Source organism: Allopontixanthobacter confluentis, assembly GCF_009827615.1.
Classification (GTDB): Bacteria; Pseudomonadota; Alphaproteobacteria; order Sphingomonadales; family Sphingomonadaceae; genus Allopontixanthobacter; species Allopontixanthobacter confluentis.
In genome coordinates this window covers 262,516-287,074 of the sequence record NZ_WTYU01000001.1, presented here as the reverse complement: position 1 = coordinate 287,074, position 24,559 = coordinate 262,516, and the positions used below count along the sequence as shown (strand labels likewise).

The window sequence follows — 24,559 nt, the reverse complement described above, 5'->3', positions numbered from 1 at the left end:
GTGGTGTGCCTGAGGCGGCAGCCTGTGCCACGTCGCCCCGGTCATTTTTCGTAATCAGGCAGTTTCTGGCCGCCCAGAATTGATGTCGCGCCTTCGTTTTCGATGCGTTCCGTCACATTGCGAAGCGCCTTGCTGGTCGCCTGCAGATCGCGCAGCGTGGCTTCTGCGGCGGGCAATGTGCTGTCCGTCAACTGGCGGGCGGCAGGGCGTGCATCTTCCAGCGTGCTGGAGAGTGACTGCGCGGCCTGATTGGCCGAAGCCAGCGTCTTGCGCAATTCAACCGCCAGGGATGCGCCTTCCTTGTTCAGCAACTGGTCGGTGGACCCCATGACCTTTTCAAAAGCGTCCAGCGCTTCAGATGATTCGCGTAGCGTTACCTGCAGTTCTGCAAGGGTGCGCTCCACCTGCGGCGCGGCATTGGCAAATTGCTGCGTCATCTGGTTGGTATTGCGCAGAATGCCGGCAATCTCGTTCTGATTGTCATCCGAAAGAACCGTTGTCAGCCGCTCTGTCAGCGTGGCCAGCCGTTCCAGCAGCAATGGCGCATTGGCCAGCAATTCGCCCAGCCCGCCTGCCTTGGGCGGGATGACCGGCACACCTTCGGGGCATGCGGTGGATTCGCACGTAATCGGCGGCGCACCGCGGCGCGCACCATCCAGCAAAATGGTCGAGACACCGGTGAAGGAGCCCTGGATGGTTGCGGTGGTGCCCACCAGAATAGGCACATTATCCTTCACCCGCACGCGGACGCGGACGAATTCAGGATCAGCTTCCCACAGCACGATTTCTGCGACCTGGCCCACCGGAACACCGGCGAAGGACACTTCTGACCCCTTGGCCAGCCCGGCAACGGACTGCTGGAACAGAATGTCATATTCGTTCTGATCGTCAGAATTGAACCGGCCGAGCCAGACAATGAACAGGGCCAGGGCTGCCAAAAGCAGCAATGTGACTGCCCCGACCCAGACGTGATTTGCGCGTGTTTCCATCGCTTGTCCCTATGCCCCTGTAACCGTTGGCTTGTCCATTGCACCGGACGCCTTTTTATTGTCGCGTTGTTGGGTGCTTTGTGCCGCACGGCCACGCGGGCCGTTGAAATATTCCTGAATCCAGGGGTGGTCCGTCGCCAGCAATTCCGGGATCGTGCCCACCGCAATCACCTGCTTGTCGGCCAGCACGGCCACCCGGTCGCAAATGGCATAAAGCGTATCAAGGTCGTGCGTGATGAGGAACACAGTCAGCCCCAGGGTCTGCTGCAATTCGCGTGTCAGCTTGTCGAATTTGTCGGCGCCAATCGGGTCCAGCCCGGCCGTCGGCTCATCCAGAAACAGCAATTCCGGATCAAGCGCGAGCGAGCGGGCGAGGCCGGCACGCTTTTTCATGCCGCCCGAAAGTTCGGATGGAAACTTGTTGACCGCTTCTTCGGGCAAGCCGGACATGATCGTTTTGTAACGGGCAATTTCATGGCGCAGCGTGGCACTGAGTTCAGGGTAAAATTGCTTCAGCGGAACTTCGACATTTTCCCCCACGGTCAGGGTCGAGAACAGCGCCCCGCCCTGAAACAGCACGCCCCACCTTTCGCGCACGCCAATTTCCTCATCCGGTTCTGCTTCGGTGATGGAACGGCCAAAAACCTCGATATTGCCTTCATTGGGCCGTTGCAGCCCGATGATGGAGCGCATGAGCACCGATTTACCCGTGCCCGAACCGCCCACCACGCCCAGAATCTCGCCGCGCTTTACCTTGAGCGAGAGATTGTCATGCACGGTCTGCTTGCCGAACCGGTTGACCAGCCCTTCCACCACAATCGGGTATTCGCCGCGAAACCGTTCATGTTTGGAAAGGCTGGCCTGACGCTGCTCGTCTTCTGAAAACTCGCTCATGCCCAGCCGATCTTTGTGAAGAACACCGCGAAAAAGGCATCAAGGACAATGACCATGAAAATGGCCTGGACCACAGCCTTGGTCGTGCGCAGGCCCACCTGTTCGGAATTTCCTTCCACCTGCATGCCCTGATAGCAGCCGGCAATCGCGACAATCATGCCGAATACCGGCGCTTTCACCAGACCGACATAAAGGTCATACATCGGCACCACTTCCTGGATGCGGGACAGGAAGGTGAAAAAGGGAATGTCGAGCGTGGCATCAGCAATGAAAGCACCGCCCAGAATGCCCATGCAGGCAGAATAGAAGCCAAGCAGCGGCATCATGATCACTGCTGCCAGAATGCGCGGAATGATCAGCGCTTCCATCGGCGAAATGCCGATAGTGCGCATGGCGTCCACTTCTTCGGTCAGTTTCATGGTGCCAAGCTGCGCGGCAAAGGCGGAACCGGACCGGCCCGCCACCATGATCGCGGTCATCAACACGCCCAATTCGCGCATGGTCAGCCGGCCGGTCAGGTTGATGGTGTATATTTCCGCGCCGAATTGCTGGAGCTGCACTGCGCCCTGCTGCGCGACCACAATGCCGATCAGAAAACTCATCAGGCCAATAATGCCCAATGCAGAAACGCCGACCAGTTCCAGCTGCCGCACCAGCGCCTTGACGCGGAAACGGCGGGGATGGCGGATCAGGCTGGCAAAACCCATGATGATCTGGCCGATAAATGCCAGCAGGCTGGCGACACCCTGCCCGAATTCTACAACCATCTGGCCAATTGCGCCCGGCACACGCCGGAAAATCACTTCGCGCGGGGCACGGATGGGCTTTTCATCCTCGCCTGCGTCAATCGCCTTGATCAGCCGTTCTGCACGGTCACTGGCGCCTTCGATTTCGGCATTGTGCTGGCTGGCCAGATGGCACGCTGTCCATGCGCCAACCGTGTCGATTTCGGTAATGCCAGACAGATCGACGCCTGAGAATTCGCCATCAACAGCGCGCAGTTCGCGGTCCACCTCGCCCACGGTGGACACCAGATAGGGACCGGACAGGACCAGCCTGCGCCCCCCTTTACCGTCATCATCGATGCTGAATTGCGCGCCTGAATCCATAAGTGACCGCTATGGTGGCAAAATCCGGTTACCACAAGATACAAGCGATAAGCGCGTTGCCTATAAGCGGCAGCGCTGGCAAAGGCGTGTCCGTCATGACCAGCGAACTTTCAAAGACCTTCGACCCTGCCGCAATCGAACAGCGGTGGTACAGCCATTGGGAAAAACACGGCCTGTTCCGGCCCGAGCGCCCCGATGCTGCACCCTATACCATCGTCAATCCGCCGCCCAATGTAACCGGCAGCCTGCATATCGGCCATGCGCTGGATAATACGCTGCAGGATATCGTCATCCGTTACGAGCGGCTGCGCGGCAAGGATGCGCTGTGGGTGGTGGGCACCGATCATGCCGGCATCGCCACGCAGATGGTGGTCGAACGCCAGATGGAAGCGCGCCAGGACAAGCGCACCAATTACACGCGCGAGGAATTCATCGCCAAGGTGTGGGAATGGAAGCACGAAAGCGGCGGCACCATTACCACCCAGCTGCGCCGCCTTGGCTGTTCGATGGACTGGTCACGCGAACAATTCACCATGGACCCGCATTTTTCCGATGCGGTGATGAAAGTGTTTGTCGACCTTCATGCCAAGGGGCTGATTTACCGGGACAAGCGACTGGTCAACTGGGACCCGAAGCTGAAAACGGCCATTTCCGACCTCGAAGTGGAAACGCAGGAAGTCAAAGGCAGCTTCTGGCACTTCCGCTATCCGCTGGCTGACGGAGTGACGCTGGCTGATGGACGCGATTACATCGAAGTCGCCACCACGCGGCCGGAAACCATGCTGGCCGACATGGCCGTTGCCGTGCACCCGACGGATGAACGCTATGCCAGCGTTGTGGGCAAGGACATCATCCTGCCCATTACGGGCCGCCGGATAAAGATTGTCACTGATGAACACGCCGACCCTGAACTGGGCTCTGGCGCGGTGAAGATCACGCCGGGTCACGATTTCAACGATTTCGAAGTGGGCAAGCGCGCCGGTATTGCAGCGGGCGATATGCTCAACATGCTCAATGGCGAGGCGAATGTCTGCCAGACGGCCGACGGGCTGGTGCCGGATGAATTCATCGGCCTGCACCGGTTCCGGCGCGACAAGGTGGATGGCGCGCGCGAGTTGGTGGTGGCGCGCATGAAGGAACTTGGCTTCCTCATCCCCCATGTGATCAAGGACAAGGACGGCGAAACTCAGGAGCATGACGCCGAACCCCGCACGATCCAGACGCCGTTCGGTGATCGCGGCGGCGTGGTTATCGAACCGTGGCTGACCGACCAGTGGTATGTCGATGCCGAAACGCTGGCGCAGGCCCCGATCAAGGCGGTGCGCAATGGGGATATCGAAATCATCCCGAAAAGCTGGGAAAAGACTTTCTTCAACTGGATGGAAAACATTCAACCCTGGTGTGTCAGCCGCCAGCTTTGGTGGGGCCACCAGATTCCGGCATGGTATGACCAGAACGGGCAAGTCTTTGTCGCACTGACCGAAGCCGAAGCGCAGGCAAAGGCTGGCGCCGATGCCGTGCTGACCCGCGATAGCGACGTCCTCGACACATGGTTCTCTAGCGCCCTGTGGCCCTTTGCCACGCTGGGCTGGCCGGATGAGGACGCGCCGCTGTACCAGAAGCATTACCCCAACGACCTGCTCATTTCCGGCTTCGACATCCTGTTTTTCTGGGATGCGCGGATGGCGATGATGGGGCGGCATCTGACGGGCGAAAACCCGTGGAAGCGGCTGTATCTGCATGGCCTCGTGCGGGCGGCAGATGGTGCGAAAATGTCCAAGTCGAAAGGCAATGTGGTCGATCCGCTGGGGCTGATCGATCAATATGGCGCCGATGCGCTGCGCTTCTTCATGGCGGCGATGGAAAGCCAGGGCCGCGACATCAAGATGGATGACAAGCGGGTCGAAGGCTATCGCAACTTTGCCACCAAGCTGTGGAATGCGACACGGTTCTGCCAGGCCAATGGCATCGGTGCATCCACCACGCTGGAAGCGGCTGCGGCCACCAGCGCGGTCAACCGCTGGATCATCGGCGAAGTTGTCGAAACGCTTGCCAGCCTGGACAAGGCGCTGGCGGACCTGCGGTTCGATGCGGCGGCGAACACGATCTATCACTTCGTGTGGGACAATTTCTGCGATTGGTACATCGAACTGATCAAGGGCAATTTTGACGAGGAAACCAGAGCAGTCGCCGGCTGGGTGCTCGACCAGATTCTGGTCATGCTTCACCCTTTCATGCCCTTCATCACCGAGGAATTGTGGCACGCGCAGGGGCAGATCGGCAGCGACCGGGCGGATTATCCGCTCATCACTGCCAAATGGCCGGAACCTGCGGCCCAGGTGGACGGCGCTGCCAAGGCTGAAGTCGAATGGCTGATTGCTTTGCTCACGAGCGTTCGCTCATTCCGCGCTGAAACGTCCATTCCACCCGGCCTTAAAATCGTGATGGGCTTGGACCGTCGAAAATTGACCGAAGGTCGTTTCAATGAACTTGCTAGTTTATTTGTGAAACACGGGCCTGTCCTAGCGCGTATCGGCAAATTGGAAGCGGTAGAGTTTTTCCATACCGGAGTTCGCATCAACCTTTCTGATGGGCAATTGGAGGATCGCACTGAAGAACGATACGTCTTGCCGGGATCGGGGTCACCGTTCAAGGCGGTTGGAGAAGAATATATCGTTGGTCTTGAGGGGCTAATCGATATTGACGCGGAAAAGGCCCGCCTGACAAAGGCGCTCGAAGCGTCAGCCAAAGAAGCCAAATCGCTCGAAGGGCGCCTCGGCAATGCCAATTTTGTCGATCGCGCAAAGCCGGAAGCGGTGGACAAGGCCAAGGCTGATTTCGCGCATCATTCCGCCGAAGTGGAACGGCTGCAGGCGGCGCTCGAACGGCTGGGCTGAGCAGTGGCAGGCGCCAAAGGCCCGCCCGGTTTCAACCTGGCGGAAAAGCCGGCAATGCCCGGGCTTGTGGCCGAAGGTGACTGGCACGGCCATCTGGTGTCCATCTCTGCCTCGGGGCAGGACCGTGATGGCTGCGTTGCCACCTTGGCGCAGCTTCACAATGACTGGCCCCAGTGGCAAACGCGGATTGCCGATGCGATTGCGGCACTGGGCCTCGCTCCGGGACCAGTCGAAATTGAAGCGATCTACGCCCATGACGGCGGCCTGTTCGAACTGGAACTGATTGCGCCCGCCTCTCTGGGGCGCGGCATCGCGCTGGCGACAGGATCGCTCGATGGCGGTATAGACACGATTGCGAAAGGCGGCTGACCCATGGCACTCACCCTTGCCACCACCATTCCGGGTGAGCCGGAAATCTTTGCTTCGGTGCAAGGCGAAGGCCCGTCAGCCGGCACGCCCTGCACGTTTGTGCGCCTCTCACGCTGCAATCTTGCCTGCGTCTGGTGCGACACGGCATACACCTGGCATTTTGACGGGGACGAGCGCCCGCATCGCAGCGGCCAGACGTTTGACCGCAAGGCCAATCAGGTCACGCTGGAAGAAGACGATGTGGCCGCTCGCATCGCCGCATTGGGCCAACGCCGGATTGTCATCACCGGCGGTGAGCCATTGCTACAGGCCCCTGCTCTTGCGAAAATGCTGGAACTGCTGCCCGATGTAACCGTGGAAATTGAAACCAACGGCACAACCAGCGCCCCTGCCCGCGTGGATATCCGCGTGGACCAATATAATGTCAGCCCGAAACTGGCGCATAGCGGCAATCCGGCAGAGCTGGCGCTGATTGCCGAACGGCTGAACCATTATGCGCGCGATGAGCGGGCCTTTTTCAAATTCGTCTGCGCCGGGCCTGGCGATGTGGCCGAAGCCGCCGCCATTGTGCGTGCCCACGCCATTCCGCCAGCCCGCGTGTTTTTGATGCCGGAAGGCACTGACAGCGCGACCTTGCGGACCCGCGAAAAATGGCTGGTGCCGCTGTGCCTGCAGCACGGTTTCCGCATGAGCGACCGGCTGCATATCCACATTTTCGGCGATACGCGCGGAACTTAGGTTCCCTGGCTGCGCCAGCGCTGCACGGTGCGGTGGACGATTTCCTCCTCGCCGCCGGTCTGACGCCACAACTCGACAAAGCTGGGGTCTTCGGACGCCGGGCGTTTCACTTCTTCCAGATTGTCGAATGCAACGCGGATGGGGATGGCCACACCTTCGCCGCAGATAATACATTCGCGGTTGCGCAATGCAGGAATGGAATCGAGGAAGCCGCGCGCGCCTTCGGGCATGGCGGATTTCACGAAGGCCTGATCCCGGTCGTTGTTCAGACGCATGGAAATGATGGTGCCGCACTGTGACAAGACGCCCTCGGCAAGGTCGGACGGGCGCTGCGTGATGAGGCCCAGCGAAATGCCGTATTTACGGCCTTCCTTGGCGATGCGGCTGAGGATGCGGCCCACGGACGAGCCATCCGCATTGCGTTCATTGGGCACGTAGCGGTGGGCTTCTTCGCATACCAGCAGGATTGGGCTGGTCTTTTCATCCCGCCCCCAGATGGCAAAATCGAACACCAGCCGCGACAATACGGCCACCACGGTGGAGGTAATGTCGGACGGCACGCCTGAAACGTCGATGATGGAAATCGGCTTGCCCGAACTCGGCATACGGAAAACCTTGGAAATGAAGTCCGCCATGGTGTCGCCCACCAGCATACCCGAAAACATGAACTGGTAGCGCGGGTCTGACTTGATCTCGTCCAGCTTGTTGCTGATCCGCATGAACGGCGCGCTGGACGTGGCCTTGTCCAGTTTGCCCATCTGGGTCTTGATCTCGTTCGACAGGTCCGACAGCAGGTAGGGCACTGGCGAATCAACGGTAATCTTGCCCATTGTCGCTGCCAGCCGGTTCTTGCAGCGGGCATGCAGCAGGCAGCGGGCGAGAATATCGGCATCGATCTGGCGTTCATTGCCAGTGGATGACAGCAGCACTTCGCAATGTTCTTCGAAATTCATCAGCCAATATGGCATTTGCAGGTTGGAAACGTCGAAAATCATGCCGGTCTGTTTGAAGGCGGCGGAATATTCGCCGTGCGGATCGATCATCACGATATGTCCGGCAGGTGCCGCTTCGCAGATGCGATGCAGGATCAGCGCCGCGCTGGTGGATTTGCCGGTGCCAGTGGAGCCCAGCAGCGCGAAATGCTTGCCCAGCATCGCGTCGATATACAGGCCGGCACGAATGTCCTTGGTGGGATAAACAGTGCCGATCTGCACGTTTGCGCGCCCGTCACTGGCGTAAATCTGGCGCAAATCTTCGGTTGTGGCAGGATAGATCAACGCGCCCGGTATGGGGTAGCGGGTAACGCCGCGGCGGAAACCGTGAATGCGGCCGGTCAGCTTTTCTTCCTGGCCTTCACCGAGAAAATCGATGTTGGCGATGATGCCGCCATTGGCTCGGCGGTCCTGCCGCTGGTTGCGCACGCTGGCCAGCAGCCAGCTGTTGCCCACCCGGATCTTGATCTGGCTGCCCACCTGGCCTGCAAGCCCGATGGATGGATCGCTGTCCGCCATGCATTCGCTCAACCGTTCCAGATCCAGCGCTATCTGCGAACCGGAACCGGCAATTTCGAGGACGACGCCAATGGGCCGCGATGAATTATCGGTCGTATCCAGATCGCCATCACGGGCCTGCCCGTTCACAGGCTGCGGGTCGGATTGGGCAACAGCGTGTGCCTGGCCGAAATTACCATTTGCCATATCCGTCATGATTACGCGTCTTTCCCAGATTATTTATCAGGAAAAATAGGCATCAGAGGGTTAATTTCGTATCAACATGGGCATCAAGCAAAAACATTCTGGCCTTAAATCATTGCGAAGACACGCCCGGCCAGCCAGCCCATGAAAATCGACAGGGACACCGCAATCAGGCCGTACCAGAATGCCTGCTGCTGCGAGAACAGTTCGATGAACCGTTCAAAGCCCACTTTCTTCACTTCCACTTCGGCCACGGCAGATGCGATCACGCGCCCGCGCGTTATGGCAAAGGTTTCAGCAGTATAGGTGCCGGTCTGGACACTGGATGGCAAGGCGATCCGGGCTTGATACAGCACCTGTTCGCTGATTTTCACGCCGCCCATATCTTCCTTGAACAGGCCCTGCCTGCGCCGCAGATCAACCAGCCCTTCGGTGAATTTCAGCTGTTCTTCAGGATCGATCGTGCCCGATGGTGACAGCTGGATGAAGCCCAGCCCGAATTCGTAGATGGCCGCTGTGCGTTCATCCACAATGTCCGCCACGGGCGCGGAGGATGCCACCGCGAAATAGGACGGCGCAGACCGGAAATCAGTCGTATTGGCGTTGATCCACATGCCGCCGATGCGTTCCTTTTCGCGCACCCTGATTGCGCCGGTCGGCCCTTTCAGCACCACCACAATGTCATAATCACGCCCGCCGCGGGCACCGCTGGGATCAAGGATCGCGCCAAACAGCAGCAATTCGGTCCCGGTAAAACCCTGGCGGACCTGGACTTCATGCTGCGATACTTCGGGCACCAGAATGGGATCACGCTGGCCGGTCAGCGCGAAGAAGCACAGCACAAGTAACAGCGCCCTGTTCAGCATCGCGGCCTCACAGCCCGACCACCGTGAAAATCTCGTCCGGCCGATAACCCAGCCCGAACAGCATCCGCAGCGCCACCAGCAGAACAATGATCGACAGCACCAGCCGCAGGATTTCAGGCTTGGCGAGGCGGGCAATCTTGGCCCCGATCTGCGCGCCCGATACAGACCCCAGAAGCAGCAGCACTGCCAGCACAATGTCGATAGCGCGGGTGGTCAGCGCGTGCATCATGGTGGTGGCGATGGTGACGAACAATATCTGAAACAGCGATGTGCCGACCACGACATTGGCGTTCATGCCAAGGATATACAGCATGGCAGGCACCAGAATGAAACCGCCGCCAACCCCCATCAGCATGGTCAGCGTGCCGACGATAACGCCCAGAAGCAGCGGTGCCAGCGGCGAAATATAAAGTCCCGAGCCGTAGAAACGCCAGCGCAGGGGCAATGCCGTAACCAGTGGATGATGCCGCCGTTTCTTGGCCGCACGCGCCACGCCTTTTTCAGTCGGCCGCAGGGTTTGCAGCGCCTCCCGCGCCATCAGCGTGCCGATGGTGCCCAGCATGACGACATACAGCACATTGATCACCACATCGATCTGGCCAATCGACTGGAAAAAGCGGAACAAGATGGCGCCGATGCCTGCGCCAACAATGCCGCCGACCACCATCACTCCGCCCATCCGGTAATCCACCCCGCCGCGGCGCGTATGGGCAAACACCCCGGATACGCTGGCGCCGGTTACCTGGGTAGAAGCAGAAGCGGCTGCCACAGTGGGCGGGATGCCATAAAAGATCATCAGCGGAGTGGTAAGAAACCCGCCGCCCACGCCAAAAAGTCCGGACAGAATGCCCGTAATCATGCCCAATGCGACAATGACCAGTCCGTTGACTGACAGATTGGCAATGGGGAGATAAACGTCCATGCCTCACGCCCTAAACGAGCGCGGCGCCGGATTAAAGCCGAACCGTGCTTTCTGCGCGACTGAACCGGGATTAAAATCCGGTAGCAAGCGTGAGGGCAACACCTGATCCGGGCACTGCGTCACCCGCCACGCGCATTCGGTAATCCAGCATGATGCGCGCGGGCACCTTGCCCAGTTGCATTTCAACCGACGCAGTTGGCCCAATATCCAGCCGCGATGCCCCTTTTTGCGCGCCGCCCCAAATGCCTGCGCCTGCGCGCAATGCGCCCAGGTCAAACCGGGCAACAGCCTTGTCTGCCCGTACCTGGCCATCGGCAAAGGCAGTCTTGAAGCTGCCGCCGACATAGCCCGCCTGCCCATATGTTTCTGCACGGATGCCATGGGGCAGCTGGACTGGCGCAAATTCTGTGACGACAAAGGCAGCAGGGCGCAATTCTGTCTTGCCGCCCTGTCTGGTCAGCCGCATTTCTGCCTGGGCGGATACGGGAATGCGGGCAAGTGGCCGCGCGCCAAGGCCAAGCGCAAGATCCGCTTCGCCGCCGTCAGCCAGTGCCTTGGTCGCGCGGATATAGGCTGACGGGCGATGTGTGCTGTCACTCGCCAGCCGGTAGCGCAGCACTACGCCTGCCTGACTGGCGCCGTAACTTGCATAACGCGGGGCGGCGGCCAACGAAGGCGCCGCATCCGGCCGCAGGAAAGCCCATGCATCTGCCGACCAGCGCTTGCGCGGTGGCTGAATGGCTGACGAGAATGGTGCTGCCTCTGCCGGTTGTGCTGCCGCCGATGAAGCGTTTTGCGCAAAGCTGCGGCCAGACCGGCGCATCGATGAAACAAGCTCGCCCGGCACAGACACGCTGGCCATCGCTGCCATCCACAGCAATTGTTGCGAAGCAAACGTCTGCCCGTCTGATTGCATTACAGATTGGGGGGCAGAATGGTAGCCAGATGGCGGGCGATAGCGGTCAATATGTGCTGGCACAGGTGCCGGGATGATGGCCGGATCAAGAGCCGGATTGCTGGCCGGCTTAAGGGCTGGACTGCTTCCTGAAAACATTCCCGCTGCAACGGCAGCCGCAGGCTGATGGCTGCGTGCCACCTGTGTCTGGCTGATCTGTTGCCCTTTCGGGCCGGATGCGTGCTGATCTGCTGCGGCAAAATATGGCTTCGCGGCAGTAATATGCGCGGGAAATGGCGATTCCCACATCACCAGGCGCACAATTGTCCAGCCAGCCAGCAATACCCCCAGCATGACCATGGGCTGCCCTGCCCGGCGCTGTTGCGCGCGCTTCATATCGCCTGCCTTCGCGCCGGGCTGACCGTTGCAGGCAGTGGCGAAATGGCGGGATGGGCATGATGGTGGGTTTTCTCCCACACGGGCAGCTGGCCTGACAGCGCGCGGGCGTAGGCGGCAAACGCCCGCCGCCCGGCCATGATGGCGATGATATTGGAGACGGGTATCCGCAGCACGGAACGCAGCCCCTCAGCCCAGCCATATTCGCGCGCTGTAAAGCCGAACCGCCACAGCGCCCGCCACACAAAACTGGCGAAATTAAGGACCAAAATCACCTCAAGAGGGGCAGATAATTCCATCGCGGGCGCCGCGCCCATGATGGACAGCGCCCAGCTGATGGTGGCCAGCACCAGCAACAGATAGGCCAATGCCAGAACCATGGCGGTAAACGGCCCGCGCCTGTCCCGCATCTGCATCCAGATATCAGCCGGGCGCCCCCTCCAGCCAAGACGGTCCCAGCCCTGAAAGGCAATGCCGTGGATCCAGCGTGTTTTCTGGCGCACCGCTAGATCCAGACGGGCGGGAAAATACGCCCTTGTCGCCACCAGATCGCCCGACGGATGGCGATATCTGAGGAAACGCGCCCTGCCGCCATGGGCGCCAATGCCCAGGCCCAATTCATAATCCTCTGTCAGGCAGTCAGCCGCGAAAGGCTGCCTGTCAGTCTTTGCAGCCGCCAGTTTGGCCAGGGCGTTCCGGCCAATGGCGCAGCCCACGCCCGCCAGCGGCATGGCCGCGCGCAAGGCATCGCGCACCACCATTGCCTTGCCATGGGCTTCAGCAAATTCCTCGCAATAATGGCTGCCGATCCACGGGCTGGCCGGTTGCGGCAGCGGAAGCACCGGCAATTGCGCCAGTTCGGCATTCTGAATGGCGTCGTCCAGCAGCACGATGCCGGCCGGATCGACCATGTCCTCGGCATCATGCAGAACCACCATGTGCGACAATGCACCGCTGCGCTGTTCATCATCTTCCAGCGCACGGTACAGCCGGTTCAGGCAGTCAGCCTTGGTGCTGGGGCCGTTGCGGTCATGAATGACCAGCCGCATCCGCCCATCCCCGCCAGCGGCCCGGATCGCGGCTTCGATCGTGGCGGGATCATTCCGGTAGCAGCCGACATACACGCGCAGCGATCTGTGCGGCCAGACCGACAGCATGTGGGAAATGGTGGCGCCAATGACGCCTGCTTCCTGCCATGCAGGGATAAAGACAGCCGCCTTGCCTGACAAATCATCAATCATGCCGGTCGATGCAGGCACAGCGCCAATCGTTTGTGCCTTGGCCTTTCCGGTCACGCGCAGCCACAACCACACAAGGTCGACCAGAAATTCGTCCACAGCGCCGATCAGAAAAAAGACTCCGGCAAACAGAAGCAGCTCATGCTCGACAAGCATAAGCCATTCAAATTCTGTGAAACCTCCGACAGTCAAGTGCGACCTCTCCCTGAAGAATCATGCCTAACGAAGGGTTTGAAAGGTTGCAACGCGCAAAGATTTAATAAAGAGGGGCGCCAGACATATGGCAGATACAAAACTTCCTCTTCGCTCCGTCTTTGCACCCGTACGCGCGCTGTTTGTCAGCGACGCCTCGGCAGGCGTGCTTCTGATCTTCGTGGCAGCAGCCGCCATGCTGGTGGCCAATTCGGCGCTGGCACATGAATATTACCAGCTGTTCCACGGCACCATGCCATGGACCCCTGTGGCCAAGCTCGACACTGCGCATTTGTGGATCAACGATGGCCTGATGGCCATTTTCTTCTTCGTGGTCGGTCTGGAAGTGAAGCGCGAACTGATCTGCGGGCAGCTGGCCACGGCGGAACAGCGCCGCCTGCCGGTGCTGGCAGCCATTGCCGGGATGGCAGCGCCAGCGGCCGTTTACATGTTCTTTGCCGGGGGCGATCCGCAACTGACCCGCGGCTGGGCTATTCCTGCCGCCACCGACATCGCCTTTGCAATGGGCGTTCTGGGCCTGCTCGGCAGCCGCGTTCCCGCTTCGCTGCGGCTGTTTCTGCTCACTGTCGCCATTGTCGATGACATTGGCGCGGTCATGATCATTGCGGTCTTTTATACCGCCAATCTGAAACTGGCGTGGCTGGTGGGTTCACTGGTGGTTCTGGGCATCATGGTGGGCATGAACAAGATGCATGTCAGCCGTATCTCGCCCTATCTCATCATGGCTGCGGTGTTGTGGTATTGCGTGCTGCATTCCGGTGTCCATGCCACCATTGCAGGGGTCGTGGCCGCATTCACCATCCCGATGCACCGCCTGAGCGGGGATAGTTTGCTGGAAAAGCTGGAACATGGCCTCGCGCCGTGGAGCGCTTATGCCATTGTGCCCATTTTCGGTTTCGCCAATGCCGGGGTCGAATTGCAGGGGATTGGCATGGAAGGCATTCTGGCGCCCCTGCCGCTGGCCATTGCAGCCGGGCTTGCCATGGGCAAACAGGTGGGCATTTTCTCCAGTATCGTCATCGCTGACTGGCTTGGCTTTGCCAAACGTCCCAAGGGCGCAAGCTGGCCGGAAATCTGGGGTGTGTCCGTCCTGTGCGGGATTGGTTTTACCATGTCGCTGTTCATTGGCGAACTGGCGTTCCCCGGTTACCGCCTGCTGATTGACGAAGCCAAGATCGGCATCCTTCTGGGCTCCATCATCTCGGCGCTGATCGGTTATGGCATCCTGCGGCTGACCACCACCCATCCTGACGACCGGACAGCCGAACCGGATTGACCCGGTTCGGCGGTTAAAGCGGCCTGGTAAACCCAGAACCGGCGGGCTTACCAGCTGCCGGTGTTTTCCATACTGGCCCAAGGCTCCTGCGGCGGCAGATTGCCGTCCTGCAAAAGTTCTACCGAAATGCCGTCAGGCGAGCGGACAAAGGCCATATGCCCGTCACGCGGCGGCCGGTTGATGGTCACGCCGGCGTCCATCAGGCGTTGGCACGTCTGGTAGATATTATCGACCCGGTAGGCCAGATGGCCAAAATTGCGGCCGCCTGAATATTCTTCCGGCGCGCTGCCATCTTCAGGCGGCCAGTTATACGTCAATTCCACTTCGGCAATGCCAGCCTGCCCCGGCGCAGCCAGAAAAATAAGCGTGAAGCGGCCTTGTTCGCTATCGAACCGGCGGACTTCTTCCAGCCCGACCAGTTCGAAGAAACGCACGGTCGCATCGGGATCGGAAACCCGGATCATGGTGTGGAGATAGTGGGTCATTTCGCTTGTGTGCCTTGTCCTGTGCAAAGGCAGCTTGCGCGCAGCGCAGCATGCCGGGTCATTCAGGATGCAATGCAGCCATCTGCGGCGCCCGACAAGCCCGGGCTTATGTTCTGGCGCCGTCCAAAACGACAATGGGGCCGCGCCCAAGCAGCGCAGCCCCATCGTTTAACATGGCTGAAACCCTAGAAACTGGCGCTGAGTGTCAGGACAATGGCATCATCGGTAAAGTCATAGGCGCCGGGGGCATAGTCGCCCTCTGCGCCGACATAGGCAACGCCCAGTGTCAGCGGGCCATAAATGGCGGCTTCCGCGCCAATCGACCAGTCAAACGCTTTGCTGTCATCGGTGTAGGTCAGGAAACCGTCGGTGTAGCCCAGATGGCCAGTGACAGTCACTGGTGTGCCGGGAATACCCACCCCAAGGTCGGTATAGACATAGACATTGTCCGTCCCGCCAAGCGAATCCTGCTCCGGCGCGTAGGCCACGCCCACTGTCGCTTCTGCTGGCCCCAGGGTGAAACCAAGCGAGCTGTAGAATTCGATATAATCGAAATCGCCCGGTCCTGCATTGGGATAGAGATAGCCGATTACGCCGACATCAGCTGACAGCCCTTCGGCGATATTGCCGGTCCAGCCGCCATAGACATCAAGCTCGATCGCGCCGTAACCCACAGTGTCTTCATCAAGTGACGAGCCCCATGTGCCAACATAGAAACCCGAATCATGCGTCACATCGAAACCGCCCTGCACGGCAATATCGCCGCCGGAAAGATCGACCCCGCGGAACCGGTATTCGCTCGTCAGCGCGACATTGGCTGAAACGGTGATGGACGAATCAGATGGGGGCGCAGCGTCCTGCGCAAATGCCGGAACTGCACATAAAGCTGTGGTAGAAAATATCGAGGCGGCAACTATGCCGCGGATGGACGTTAGCATGACAAACTTCCTTGTTTGGTGTGTCGCTTCAGTCCCACCTGCACATCTGCTGGCCACATCTTTTGCTGTGCGGACTCTGGCAAATACGCAATAATCTTGCCGCACAATGCTGCGTTGCACAAGAGAAATTGCCATCAATCGCATTTAGCGCGCATCGGTGTGTTGTTTCTGCACCATCAGACCCCAGTTAAGCACCGGCTCATGCGTTGCAGGCCATGCATTGTTCGCTTATGCGCGGGCACCACAAGGCTTATAGTATACCCATGTTCGAACCCTTCAGACAATTCTTCAAATCGAAGAAAACGCAGCCCGGCGCGCAGGCGCCTGCGGGCGAGCGGCTCTATGTCATTGGCGACATTCATGGCCGGCTCGATTTGTTCGATGCCCTGATTGAAGCGGTTGAAGCTGATGACCGGCAACAGGCGCCTGCAACGACAACCATCATTCTGCTCGGCGATCTGGTTGATCGCGGCCCGGATAGTGCCGGTGTAATTGGCCGCGCCCGTGCATGGCAGCAGCAGCGCCCGGTACGCATTCTGGCGGGCAACCATGAAGAAATGTTTTTGGAATCCTTCGACGATACCGACGTGCTGCGCCATTTCCTGAAGCATGGCGGACGCGAAACCATCCTGAGTTACGGGGTCGACCGCAAGTCCTATCTGGACTGTTCGCTGGACGAATTGCAGGGATTGATGCGCCGCCATATTCCGGCAGAAGACACAGATTTCCTGCGCAGTTTTGAAGAATATATCCAGCTTGGTGATTATGTCTTCGTCCATGCCGGCATCAACCCCGGTGTGCCGCTGGCGGAACAGAAGCGGCGGGATATGCTGTGGATTCGCGAAAGATTTCTGCAACATACCGAACCCCATTCACATATTGTCGTTCACGGCCACACGATCTTTACAGATGTGGACGAGCAGCATAACCGGATCGGCATTGACACCGGCGCCTATCGCAACGGGCGCCTGACTGCGCTGGTGCTGGAAGGCGATACGCGCCGCATCATCCAGACCATTCAGACCGGCGATACGATCGCCATCGAAAAGAGGAATACCGCTACATGAAAATCGCGATGGTGGGGTCTGGTTACGTTGGGCTCGTGTCGGGCGCCTGTTTTGCTGATTTCGGTCATGACGTTGTCTGCATCGACAAGGACCAGTCGAAAATTGACCGGCTGCATGACGGGATCATGCCGATTTACGAACCCGGTCTGGCAGAACTGGTGGGCACCAATGTCAAAGCCGGGCGCCTGACCTTCACCACTAATCTGGCCGAAGGGATTGCCGGGGCTGCGGCCATTTTTATAGCCGTTGGCACTCCGTCACGCCGCGGGGACGGTCATGCAGACCTGTCCTTTGTCTATGCGGTCGCCCGCGAAGTGGGCGAAACGCTGTCGAACGATGCGGTTGTAGTGACCAAATCCACCGTGCCTGTTGGCACCGGGGATGAAGTGGAACGGATCCTGCGCGAAAGCGGCACCAGCCATAAGTTTTCAGTTGTCTCCAACCCTGAATTCCTGCGCGAAGGTGCGGCCATCGGGGATTTCAAGCACCCGGACCGGATCGTGATTGGGGCCGAGGATGAATTTGGCCGCGAAGTCATGCGCGAGGTGTATCGCCCGCTGTTCCTGAATCAGTCCCCTATTCTGTTTACCAGCAGGCGCAGTTCGGAACTGATCAAATATGCCGGCAACGCTTTTCTGGCGACCAAGATCATGTTCATCAACGAAATGGCGGATCTGTGCGAGAAAGTCGGCGCTGACGTGCAGGATGTCAGCCGCGGCATTGGCGCGGACAACCGCATCGGGCCGAAATTCCTTCATGCAGGGCCAGGCTATGGCGGTTCCTGCTTCCCCAAGGACACGCTGGCCCTGCTCAAGACCGCAGAAGATTATGACAGCCCTGTGCGGATCGTCGAATCGGTCGTCAAAGCCAATGAAACGCGCAAGCGCGCGATGGGCCGCAAGGTGCTGGACGCGATTGGCGGCGTTGAAACAGCGCGCGGCAAGAAAGTGGCGCTGCTGGGGCTCACTTTCAAACCCAACACTGACGATATGCGTGACAGCCCGTCCATCGCGATTGCCATGGCGCTGCATGATGCAGGGGTGGAAGTGACCGCTTACGATCCTGAAGGCATGGAACAGGCCGCCCCGCTGATGCCGGAAGTGACCATGATGAAGGATCCCTATTCGGCTATCGACGGCGCGGATGCAGTGGTGATTGTGACCGAATGGGACGTGTTCCGCGCGCTGGATCTTGGCCGGGTGAAAGAGCTTGCCAAGGTGCCGCTGCTGGTGGACCTGCGCAACATATACCGGCCGGGTGACGTGCGCGATGCAGGCTTCACCTATGTCAGCATTGGCCGCCACTGATACAGGCAGCCCGCCTGAGCCCGTGCTGGCCTGAAACTGTGCTCCCCTGACCCACGAAACGCCGGAAGAAAGCCATTTTCTTCCGGCTTTTTCGTTTTTACAGATAGGTGCCAGGGGGCCTGTAAGCCGGGTTCTGTATCACAGACGGTATCCCATTCGGGACCGTATCTGCAATGGCAGCCATTCATCTAGGCGACCTGTTGCCAAGCCGCTCAAGCAACCAACCCGGGCGATCAAGTGCAAAACACACCTGCCTTGCGTTGCCGCGCAGCGCGCCGCCCCTATTCGGTCTTGCTCCGGGTGGGGTTTACCATGCCGCGATTGTTGCCAACCGCGCGGTGCGCTCTTACCGCACCCTTTCACCCTTACCGGGTCATGCGTCCCGAAGAACGCCTGTCCGGCGGTATACTCTCTGTGGCACTTTCCCTAACTTCCCGAAGGAAGCCGGCGGGCGTTACCCGCCACCCTTGTTTCGTGGAGCCCGGACTTTCCTCGGCGTTATTGCTAACGACGCGGCTGCCCGGCCCCCTGGCCCTGCCTATCTAGCGGTTCCCCGGTCCCGATCCAAGAGCAATTGGAACGCGATGGCGCGAATCTGCCCATCTATCTCGCCGTCGATCTTTTCCGGGCGCCATCGCCGCTGGAAGGCTTCCACCGCCTTGTGCCCATCAGTAATGTCATAGCCATACCGTTCCAACGCCAGATAGAACGCACCATCATTGTCGAACGGGTCACCAAGCGTGATGTCCGGTTTGGGAATGGCGAGGCCATATTCCGCCAGCCGGTCCCACGGGAATAATTCGCCCGGATCAATCTTGCGCATGGGCGCGATATCGGAATGGCCCACCACATTCGCACGCGGAATATCATGGGTCTTCACGATGCGGGCCAACAGCGGCACCAGTGCATCGAATTGTTTATCGGAAAATTCGCGGTAACCCAGCGCATGGCCGGGATGGTCCAGCTCGATCCCGATGCTGGCCGAATTCACATCCTTGTGGCCGCGCCAGAAACTGGCCCCTGCATGCCAGGCGCGCTTTTCTTCCGGCACCAGCCGGATGACTTCGCCTTCTTCGCTGATGAGATAATGCGCGCTGACCTTGGCTAGCGGGTCGCACATCCGCTGCAAGGCGGCTTCGGCGCTTTCCATTTCGGTATAATGCAGCACCACCATGCTGACCGGCAGGCTGCGTTCGTCGCAATTGGGCGACAGATGCTCGCGGTGAACGAGCTCGTCCTTCATCCGATCATGCCTTCAGGCTGCGGCAGCACTGCACCCAGCACCAGCGCCTCGTCGCTGCGCTTATATTGCAGCCCGCCGCCCGCCTGCTCTGCCAGCAGGGCAATCATATGCGCAGGCGCAGTGCGGCTGGACAATTCGCTTTCCGGCAGCCGCCCTTCCAGCGCCTTTCCAATTGTATCGTCAAACGCGATTTTGGGGCCGGCCGCGCGCACCACAATCTCGCTGGCGCCGTCGCGCATTTCCGCGCCGATATCCAGCGTGCCGCCGCGCACCAGCGCGTCAATCGCGATATGGGCGAAGTTCAGCAGCACCTTGACCGCATTCTTGGGCAATTTGGCATCGGCCAGCGCCCATTGCACCTCGATGCGTTTCTTGTCCGCCACCAGCGCTTCGATCAGCGCCTTGGGCTCGGCCACTTCGACATATTCACCAAACCCGCCAGCAGCGCCATACGCCAGGCGGAAGAATTTCAGCTTGTCGGCACTGGTGCGGGCGCTTTGCTCCAGCAATTCCATGCAGCGGGCGCGCATTTCAGGGTCTTTTTCATCGGCCAGCAATTCCAGCCCGTTGTTCAGCGCGCCAACCGGGCTGAGCAAATCATGGCACAAGCGCGAACACAGGAGAGCAGCAAGATCGACAGAGGTCGTATTGTTCATGGTAGAGCGTATTTTCCAGTTACAGTTGGCCCAGTTACAGCTGGAAATGTATTACGGCAAAATCCTTTGTGCGCCACCCACCCAATTGCCTCTGGTCCAATCAATATCGAAGGCAGGCAGGGCTGTAACCTGAAATGGCCACTACCCCGGGATGATCACGCAGGAAAGTTCGGCGAAACCATCCGCAGTATCATGCCAGAAGCGGACCTGCCCTTCACCGATAATGGCCCACACCCGCCTGTCTCCCGCTGCCTGTGAGCGGTCGGTTGCCGAGGGAGATGCCGGGCCCGTAGGGTGGGAATGGTAATAGCCCACGACCGCCGGCCCGCCCGAACGCGCGTCGCGGTGGCAATCGATGAGTGTCTGGGAATCGATTTCGAAATGTATGTGCGGCGTGGTGGCGACATTTGCCGCAGGTTTGATGCCGACAATGTGGGCCAATGCTGCATCAACGCGGCCCAGCAACACTCCGCATGCCTCATGCGGGGCAGCTTTCGCCGCTTCGCGCAGCATGGCATCGATTACAGAGCTTGAGACTTCCAGCTTCATCGCCCATTCCAATACCATGAACGACAATGAAGTCATTACCCCTGCCATGAGCGACAGCGAAGTCATTACTGGTGCATTATCGGAATCCAACCAGCGTCTGGACAAGGCACTGGCCGAAGCCAGCGGCCTGTCGCGCGAGCGGATCAAGGCGTTGATGGCCCAAGGTGCCATCACCGTTGGCAAGACCATTGCGACAAATCCTTCGGCAAAGATGCAGGCTGGCGCGAAATATTCGATTGTCGTCCCGCCCGCCGCAGAGGCAGCAGCCCGCCCGCAGGACATCCCGCTGGATGTGGTGTACGAGGATGAAAATCTGATCGTCATCAACAAGGCTGCGGGCATGGTCGTCCACCCGGCCGCAGGCAATCAGGATGGCACGCTGGTCAATGCCCTGCTGCACCATTGCCAGGGGCAATTATCGGGCATTGGCGGAGTCGCGCGGCCCGGCATTGTGCACCGGATCGACAAGGATACTTCTGGTTTGCTGGTTGTTGCAAAATCTACCAAGGCGCATGAAGGGCTGGCAAAGCAATTTGCCGACCATTCGATCGAACGGACGTATAGGGCAATCTGCAACGGCTTCCCGATGCCGTCCTCCGGCACGATTGACAAGCGAATCGGCAGGTCTGATCACAACCGCAAGAAAATGGCAGTGCTGCATGACGAATCGAGCCGCGGCAAACACGCGGTCACCCACTACAAAACGCTCAAAGTTCTCAATGATTGCAGCATGATAGAATGCCGGCTCGAAACAGGTAGAACCCACCAGGTCAGGGTTCATCTTGCGTCAATCGGGCATGCGCTATTGGGGGATCAAACATATGGACGCACTCCTTCCAGGCTCAGGCCGGTCCTTCGGGATCTTGGTTTCAGCAGACAGGCACTCCACGCCGCATCGCTCGGCTTTGTTCATCCGGACAGTGGTGAATGGGTGGAATTTCACGCCGAATTGCCCACCGATATGAGGGAACTGATCGACCAGGCCACTCGTTGAAATCGATGAAACGCGCTTCAGGAATTGGCAGCGATGGTCTATATAGAACCAAGTGGCCCGTGACCGCGAATGCCCAGCAGGGGTTTGCACCCGCGAGGTCGACGAAAGAAAGGTTAGGGAAAAAGTGAGCACCAAGAAAAGTTTGACGGTCCCGGCGCTGAGCGGTGAGCAGAGCATCAACCGCTATCTGTCCGAGATCAAGAAATTCCCCATTCTGACGCCCGAGCAGGAATATATGCTCGCCAAGCGTTATGCCGAACATGAAGACCCTGAGGCAGCGGCCCAGTTGGTGACATCACACCTGCGTCTGGTGGCCAAGATTGCCATGGGCTATCGCGGCTATGGCCTGCCGGTAAGCGACCTGATTTCCGAAGGGAATGTCGGGTTGATGCAGGGCGTCAAGAAATTCGAACCCGATCGCGGCTTCCGCCTCGCCACTTATGCCATGTGGTGGATCAAGGCGAGCATGCAGGAATTCATCCTGCGGAGCTGGAGCCTGGTGAAAATGGGCACGACTGCCGCGCAGAAGAAGCTGTTCTTCAACCTGCGCCGGATGAAAAAGCAGCTGGAAGCCTATGAGGATTCCGACTTGCATCCCGATGATGTGACCAAGATTGCTACCGATTTGGGCGTGCCCGAACAGGAAGTCATCAACATGAACCGCCGGATGATGATGGGCGGCGATGCTTCGCTCAACGTCCAGATGCGCGGCGATGAAGATGGCGGCGGACAGTGGCAGGACTGGTTGACGGATGATCGCCCGTTGCAAGACGAAACCGTGGCTGAAGCGGAAGAAGCGACAGTGCGGCATGAAATGCTGGGCGAAGCGATGGACAGCCTGAATGACCGGGAAAAGCACATCCTTACCGAACGGCGCCTGACGGATAATCCGCAGACGCTGGAAGAATTGTCACAGGTTTACAGCGTCAGCCGTGAACGCATCCGCCAGATCGAAGTGCGGGCGTTTGAAAAGCTGCAAAAGGCGATGCAGCGCATTGCCGGTGAACGGTTGTTGCCGACAGCGGCATAAACTGTCAGACCCTTTACAGAAGGGCGGGCGACAAACCCGCCCTTTTTTGTGGTTGGCATCCGGCAACGTCAGCAGAGCAAGCGGCAATGTTTTCGGCATTATTCCACGTTGCCGGGACATTGCTTCACTGGCCTGAGCTTTCTTGCACTAGGAAGACAGCGGGCAACCGGTTAACGCAGCGCCATGACACGTTTTTTCCTTTTCCTTGCCAAGATCGCCATATGGTTTGTGGGCCTCAGCCTTGCCCTGGTGATCCTGTTCAAATTCGTGCCCCCGCCAGTGACTGCGACCATGCTGTTAAATGGTGACGGCATCACCAAGGATTGGGAAAGCCTGTCCAACATCGACCGAAATCTGGTCACGGCGGTAATCGCTGCCGAAGACGGCAAATTCTGCAGCCACAATGGGTTTGATGCAGAAGCGATTGAAAAGGCCATCAAGCGCAATGCCGAAGGCGGGCGCGTGCGCGGCGGTTCCACCATCAGCCAGCAGACTGCCAAGAATGTGTTTCTGTGGCAGGATGGCGGATATTTCCGCAAAGGCATGGAAGCCTGGTTTACTTTCCTGATCGAAAACATCTGGGGCAAACGGCGGATCATGGAAGTTTATCTCAATGTCGCGGAAACCGGCATCGGCACCTATGGCGCAGAAGCGGGCGCGCAGCGGTATTTCGACCATTCAGCCGCCCGCCTTACCCGCACGGAAGCTGCGCGCATGGCGGCTGCCCTGCCCCTGCCGCAAAAGCGTTCAGTAACCAACCCGACCGGCTTTACCCGCAGATATGGCAACACAATTGCCGCGCGCATGGGCATTGTAAGGCGTGACGGGCTGGATGGTTGCGTGTACGACTGACCGGGATGGGCGCAGGGCATTCACATAATCACGGGGCAGCACACAGCTCTGCTGATGCAGGCGGCCACAGCCATGCGCCCAAGGATTTTGGCCGCGCCTTTGCCATAGGCGTGGTGCTCAACACCGCTTTTGTGGTGATCGAGGTCACCTATGGCCTCATTTCCGGCTCCATGGCGCTGGTGGCTGATGCCGGTCACAATCTGTCGGACGTTCTCAGCCTGCTGCTTGCATGGGGCGCCAGCATTCTGGCCAGGCGCCCGCCATCGCAGCGGTTCACCTATGGGCTGAAAAGCTCGACCATTCTCGCTGCCATGGCCAATGCGGGCCTGTTGCTGGTGGCATTGGGCGCCATCCTGTTTGAAACCGTACACCGCTTTTATGATCCTGCGCCAGTGCAGGGAATGACCATGGTGGTGGTCGCCGGCATTGGCATTGCGATCAACACCGGCACTGCCCTCCTGTTCATGCGCGGCCGCAAGCACGACCTCAATATTCGCGGCGCATTCCTGCACATGGCAGCAGACGCGCTGGTTTCTGTGGGCGTGGTTATTGCAGGGGTCGGCATCCTTGTGACCGGCGCATTGTGGATTGACCCGCTGACCAGCCTCATCATCGTGCTGGTCATTGCATGGGGAACATGGGGCCTCCTTAAAGACAGTGTCAAAATGGGTTTGCTTGGCGTGCCCGAAGGCGTGGATGAAGCAGCCGTTCGCGGCTATCTGGCATCGCTTGACGGGGTCACGGCGGTCCATGATCTGCACATCTGGCCGATGAGCACGACCGAAACTGCCCTGACTGCCCATCTGGTCATGCCGCAGGGCCACCCCGGTGACGCGTTCCTGCGAAAAATTGCGCATGGGCTGAACCATGATTTCCGCATCAGCCATTCCACGGTTCAGGTCGAAACTGCGCCTGAACGCCCCGGTTGCGCTGGATGAGCGG

At 59.3% G+C, this 24,559-nt stretch carries 23 protein-coding genes and 1 other RNA gene; 10 read left to right on the top strand and 14 right to left on the bottom strand.

The features are described 5' to 3' along the window. Positions 1–41: 41 nt before the first annotated feature. From GRI44_RS01310 to GRI44_RS01300, 3 genes are read right to left on the bottom strand one after another with little or no spacing between them, the layout of a single operon-like run. A complete protein-coding gene (locus GRI44_RS01310) occupies positions 42–989 on the bottom strand; it encodes an MlaD family protein (RefSeq protein WP_160599537.1) in 948 nt (315 codons plus the stop codon). A gap of 9 nt (positions 990–998) precedes the next feature. Continuing rightward, positions 999–1,883 (bottom strand): ABC transporter ATP-binding protein, encoded by an 885-nt coding sequence (locus tag GRI44_RS01305; protein WP_160599535.1) that lies wholly within the window; start codon positions 1,881–1,883, stop codon positions 999–1,001. Continuing rightward, the gene (locus tag GRI44_RS01300) at positions 1,880–2,992 is read right to left on the bottom strand and encodes an MlaE family ABC transporter permease (RefSeq protein WP_160599533.1); all 1,113 of its coding nucleotides are present in this window, start codon (positions 2,990–2,992) and stop codon (positions 1,880–1,882) included. Before GRI44_RS01300 ends, GRI44_RS01305 begins: the two co-directional genes overlap by 4 nt. Before the next feature lie 95 nt (positions 2,993–3,087). Here GRI44_RS01300 and GRI44_RS01295 point away from each other — a divergent pair, with 95 nt between their 5' ends. The 3 genes from GRI44_RS01295 to GRI44_RS01285 are packed head-to-tail and all read left to right on the top strand — an operon-like array spanning position 3,088 to position 6,996. Beyond that, positions 3,088–5,889 (top strand): valine--tRNA ligase, encoded by a 2,802-nt coding sequence (locus GRI44_RS01295; RefSeq protein ID WP_160599531.1) that lies wholly within the window; start codon positions 3,088–3,090, stop codon positions 5,887–5,889. A gap of 3 nt (positions 5,890–5,892) precedes the next feature. Beyond that, a complete protein-coding gene (locus GRI44_RS01290; protein WP_160599529.1) occupies positions 5,893–6,258 on the top strand; it encodes a hypothetical protein in 366 nt (121 codons plus the stop codon). A 3-nt stretch (positions 6,259–6,261) separates the two neighbouring features. Beyond that, positions 6,262–6,996 (top strand): 7-carboxy-7-deazaguanine synthase QueE, encoded by a 735-nt coding sequence (locus tag GRI44_RS01285; protein ID WP_160599527.1) that lies wholly within the window; start codon positions 6,262–6,264, stop codon positions 6,994–6,996. On the opposite strand, the gene GRI44_RS01280 is transcribed toward GRI44_RS01285, so the two are convergent. The 5 genes from GRI44_RS01280 to GRI44_RS01260 all read right to left on the bottom strand — a co-directional run bounded on the left by GRI44_RS01280 (position 6,993) and on the right by GRI44_RS01260 (position 13,199). Beyond that, on the bottom strand, positions 6,993–8,702 hold the full coding sequence (locus tag GRI44_RS01280) for an ATP-binding protein (protein ID WP_160599524.1): 1,710 nt from the start codon (positions 8,700–8,702) through the stop codon (positions 6,993–6,995). The genes GRI44_RS01285 and GRI44_RS01280 overlap by 4 nt on opposite strands. Before the next feature lie 95 nt (positions 8,703–8,797). Continuing rightward, a complete protein-coding gene (locus GRI44_RS01275; RefSeq protein WP_160599514.1) occupies positions 8,798–9,556 on the bottom strand; it encodes a TIGR02186 family protein in 759 nt (252 codons plus the stop codon). Between the two features lie 7 nt (positions 9,557–9,563). Continuing rightward, positions 9,564–10,478, bottom strand: coding sequence for a sulfite exporter TauE/SafE family protein (locus GRI44_RS01270; RefSeq protein ID WP_160599512.1), 915 nt, complete (start codon positions 10,476–10,478; stop codon positions 9,564–9,566). A 70-nt stretch (positions 10,479–10,548) separates the two neighbouring features. Then, a complete protein-coding gene (locus GRI44_RS01265; RefSeq protein WP_160599510.1) occupies positions 10,549–11,769 on the bottom strand; it encodes a hypothetical protein in 1,221 nt (406 codons plus the stop codon). After that, a complete protein-coding gene (locus GRI44_RS01260) occupies positions 11,766–13,199 on the bottom strand; it encodes a glycosyl transferase family protein (RefSeq protein WP_269800963.1) in 1,434 nt (477 codons plus the stop codon). The genes GRI44_RS01265 and GRI44_RS01260 overlap by 4 nt, the downstream gene beginning before the upstream one ends. Positions 13,200–13,287: 88 nt before the next feature. On the opposite strand from GRI44_RS01260, the gene nhaA reads away from it, so the two are divergent. After that, complete coding sequence (gene nhaA / locus GRI44_RS01255; RefSeq protein ID WP_160599506.1) at positions 13,288–14,496, top strand: Na+/H+ antiporter NhaA; 1,209 nt, start codon at positions 13,288–13,290, stop codon at positions 14,494–14,496. A gap of 47 nt (positions 14,497–14,543) precedes the next feature. On the opposite strand, the gene GRI44_RS01250 is transcribed toward nhaA, so the two are convergent. Together GRI44_RS01250 and GRI44_RS01245 are read right to left on the bottom strand one after the other, a co-directional pair. Beyond that, a complete protein-coding gene (locus GRI44_RS01250; RefSeq protein WP_160599504.1) occupies positions 14,544–14,981 on the bottom strand; it encodes a VOC family protein in 438 nt (145 codons plus the stop codon). A gap of 185 nt (positions 14,982–15,166) precedes the next feature. Then, positions 15,167–15,919: a TorF family putative porin gene (locus GRI44_RS01245; protein ID WP_160599502.1), complete on the bottom strand. Its 753-nt coding sequence runs from the start codon at positions 15,917–15,919 to the stop codon at positions 15,167–15,169. Between the two features lie 263 nt (positions 15,920–16,182). On the opposite strand from GRI44_RS01245, the gene GRI44_RS01240 reads away from it, so the two are divergent. Further along, complete coding sequence (locus GRI44_RS01240) at positions 16,183–16,986, top strand: metallophosphoesterase family protein (RefSeq protein WP_160599500.1); 804 nt, start codon at positions 16,183–16,185, stop codon at positions 16,984–16,986. Next, positions 16,983–18,293, top strand: a complete 1,311-nt coding sequence (locus GRI44_RS01235; RefSeq protein WP_160599498.1) for a UDP-glucose dehydrogenase family protein — start codon at positions 16,983–16,985, stop codon at positions 18,291–18,293. Before GRI44_RS01240 ends, GRI44_RS01235 begins: the two co-directional genes overlap by 4 nt. A 106-nt stretch (positions 18,294–18,399) precedes the next feature. Here GRI44_RS01235 and rnpB read toward each other — a convergent pair. The 4 genes from rnpB to GRI44_RS01215 form a co-directional block, all read right to left on the bottom strand. Further along, positions 18,400–18,825, bottom strand: an RNA gene (rnpB, locus tag GRI44_RS01230) — RNase P RNA component class A. A 6-nt stretch (positions 18,826–18,831) separates the two neighbouring features. Further along, positions 18,832–19,536, bottom strand: coding sequence for an N-acetylmuramoyl-L-alanine amidase (locus GRI44_RS01225; RefSeq protein ID WP_160599496.1), 705 nt, complete (start codon positions 19,534–19,536; stop codon positions 18,832–18,834). Then, a complete protein-coding gene (locus tag GRI44_RS01220) occupies positions 19,533–20,192 on the bottom strand; it encodes a histidine phosphotransferase family protein (RefSeq protein WP_160599494.1) in 660 nt (219 codons plus the stop codon). The genes GRI44_RS01225 and GRI44_RS01220 overlap by 4 nt, the downstream gene beginning before the upstream one ends. A 141-nt stretch (positions 20,193–20,333) precedes the next feature. After that, positions 20,334–20,777 (bottom strand): M67 family metallopeptidase, encoded by a 444-nt coding sequence (locus GRI44_RS01215; RefSeq protein WP_232842941.1) that lies wholly within the window; start codon positions 20,775–20,777, stop codon positions 20,334–20,336. Between the two features lie 10 nt (positions 20,778–20,787). Here GRI44_RS01215 and GRI44_RS01210 point away from each other — a divergent pair, with 10 nt between their 5' ends. From GRI44_RS01210 to GRI44_RS01195, 4 genes are all read left to right on the top strand, one after another. Continuing rightward, entirely contained in the window at positions 20,788–21,735 is a 948-nt protein-coding gene (locus GRI44_RS01210) for an RluA family pseudouridine synthase (protein ID WP_160601157.1), read from the top strand. Between the two features lie 142 nt (positions 21,736–21,877). Beyond that, on the top strand, positions 21,878–22,765 hold the full coding sequence (gene rpoH, locus GRI44_RS01205; RefSeq protein WP_160601155.1) for an RNA polymerase sigma factor RpoH: 888 nt from the start codon (positions 21,878–21,880) through the stop codon (positions 22,763–22,765). A 183-nt stretch (positions 22,766–22,948) separates the two neighbouring features. After that, positions 22,949–23,617, top strand: a complete 669-nt coding sequence (gene mtgA, locus GRI44_RS01200) for a monofunctional biosynthetic peptidoglycan transglycosylase (protein WP_160599492.1) — start codon at positions 22,949–22,951, stop codon at positions 23,615–23,617. 5 nt (positions 23,618–23,622) lie between these two features. After that, positions 23,623–24,555, top strand: a complete 933-nt coding sequence (locus tag GRI44_RS01195; RefSeq protein WP_160601153.1) for a cation diffusion facilitator family transporter — start codon at positions 23,623–23,625, stop codon at positions 24,553–24,555. Positions 24,556–24,559 lie beyond the last annotated feature (4 nt).

Excerpts from the sequence above, each read along its gene's own strand:
- GRI44_RS01250 (WP_160599504.1), bottom strand. The coding sequence starts at position 14,981 with ATGACCCACTATCTCCACACCATGATCCGGGTTTCCGATCCCGATGCG.
- GRI44_RS01295 (WP_160599531.1), top strand. The coding sequence starts at position 3,088 with ATGACCAGCGAACTTTCAAAGACCTTCGACCCTGCCGCAATCGAACAG.
- GRI44_RS01300 (WP_160599533.1), bottom strand. The coding sequence starts at position 2,992 with ATGGATTCAGGCGCGCAATTCAGCATCGATGATGACGGTAAAGGGGGG.
- GRI44_RS01215 (WP_232842941.1), bottom strand. The coding sequence starts at position 20,777 with ATGACTTCATTGTCGTTCATGGTATTGGAATGGGCGATGAAGCTGGAA.
- GRI44_RS01220 (WP_160599494.1), bottom strand. The coding sequence starts at position 20,192 with ATGAACAATACGACCTCTGTCGATCTTGCTGCTCTCCTGTGTTCGCGC.
- GRI44_RS01280 (WP_160599524.1), bottom strand. The coding sequence starts at position 8,702 with ATGACGGATATGGCAAATGGTAATTTCGGCCAGGCACACGCTGTTGCC.
- GRI44_RS01225 (WP_160599496.1), bottom strand. The coding sequence starts at position 19,536 with ATGAAGGACGAGCTCGTTCACCGCGAGCATCTGTCGCCCAATTGCGAC.
- GRI44_RS01195 (WP_160601153.1), top strand. The coding sequence starts at position 23,623 with ATGGGCGCAGGGCATTCACATAATCACGGGGCAGCACACAGCTCTGCT.
- GRI44_RS01310 (WP_160599537.1), bottom strand. The coding sequence starts at position 989 with ATGGAAACACGCGCAAATCACGTCTGGGTCGGGGCAGTCACATTGCTG.
- GRI44_RS01285 (WP_160599527.1), top strand. The coding sequence starts at position 6,262 with ATGGCACTCACCCTTGCCACCACCATTCCGGGTGAGCCGGAAATCTTT.
- GRI44_RS01245 (WP_160599502.1), bottom strand. The coding sequence starts at position 15,919 with ATGCTAACGTCCATCCGCGGCATAGTTGCCGCCTCGATATTTTCTACC.
- GRI44_RS01270 (WP_160599512.1), bottom strand. The coding sequence starts at position 10,478 with ATGGACGTTTATCTCCCCATTGCCAATCTGTCAGTCAACGGACTGGTC.
- GRI44_RS01235 (WP_160599498.1), top strand. The coding sequence starts at position 16,983 with ATGAAAATCGCGATGGTGGGGTCTGGTTACGTTGGGCTCGTGTCGGGC.
- nhaA (WP_160599506.1), top strand. The coding sequence starts at position 13,288 with ATGGCAGATACAAAACTTCCTCTTCGCTCCGTCTTTGCACCCGTACGC.
- mtgA (WP_160599492.1), top strand. The coding sequence starts at position 22,949 with ATGACACGTTTTTTCCTTTTCCTTGCCAAGATCGCCATATGGTTTGTG.
- GRI44_RS01305 (WP_160599535.1), bottom strand. The coding sequence starts at position 1,883 with ATGAGCGAGTTTTCAGAAGACGAGCAGCGTCAGGCCAGCCTTTCCAAA.
- GRI44_RS01275 (WP_160599514.1), bottom strand. The coding sequence starts at position 9,556 with ATGCTGAACAGGGCGCTGTTACTTGTGCTGTGCTTCTTCGCGCTGACC.
- GRI44_RS01240 (WP_160599500.1), top strand. The coding sequence starts at position 16,183 with ATGTTCGAACCCTTCAGACAATTCTTCAAATCGAAGAAAACGCAGCCC.
- GRI44_RS01265 (WP_160599510.1), bottom strand. The coding sequence starts at position 11,769 with ATGAAGCGCGCGCAACAGCGCCGGGCAGGGCAGCCCATGGTCATGCTG.
- GRI44_RS01210 (WP_160601157.1), top strand. The coding sequence starts at position 20,788 with ATGAGCGACAGCGAAGTCATTACTGGTGCATTATCGGAATCCAACCAG.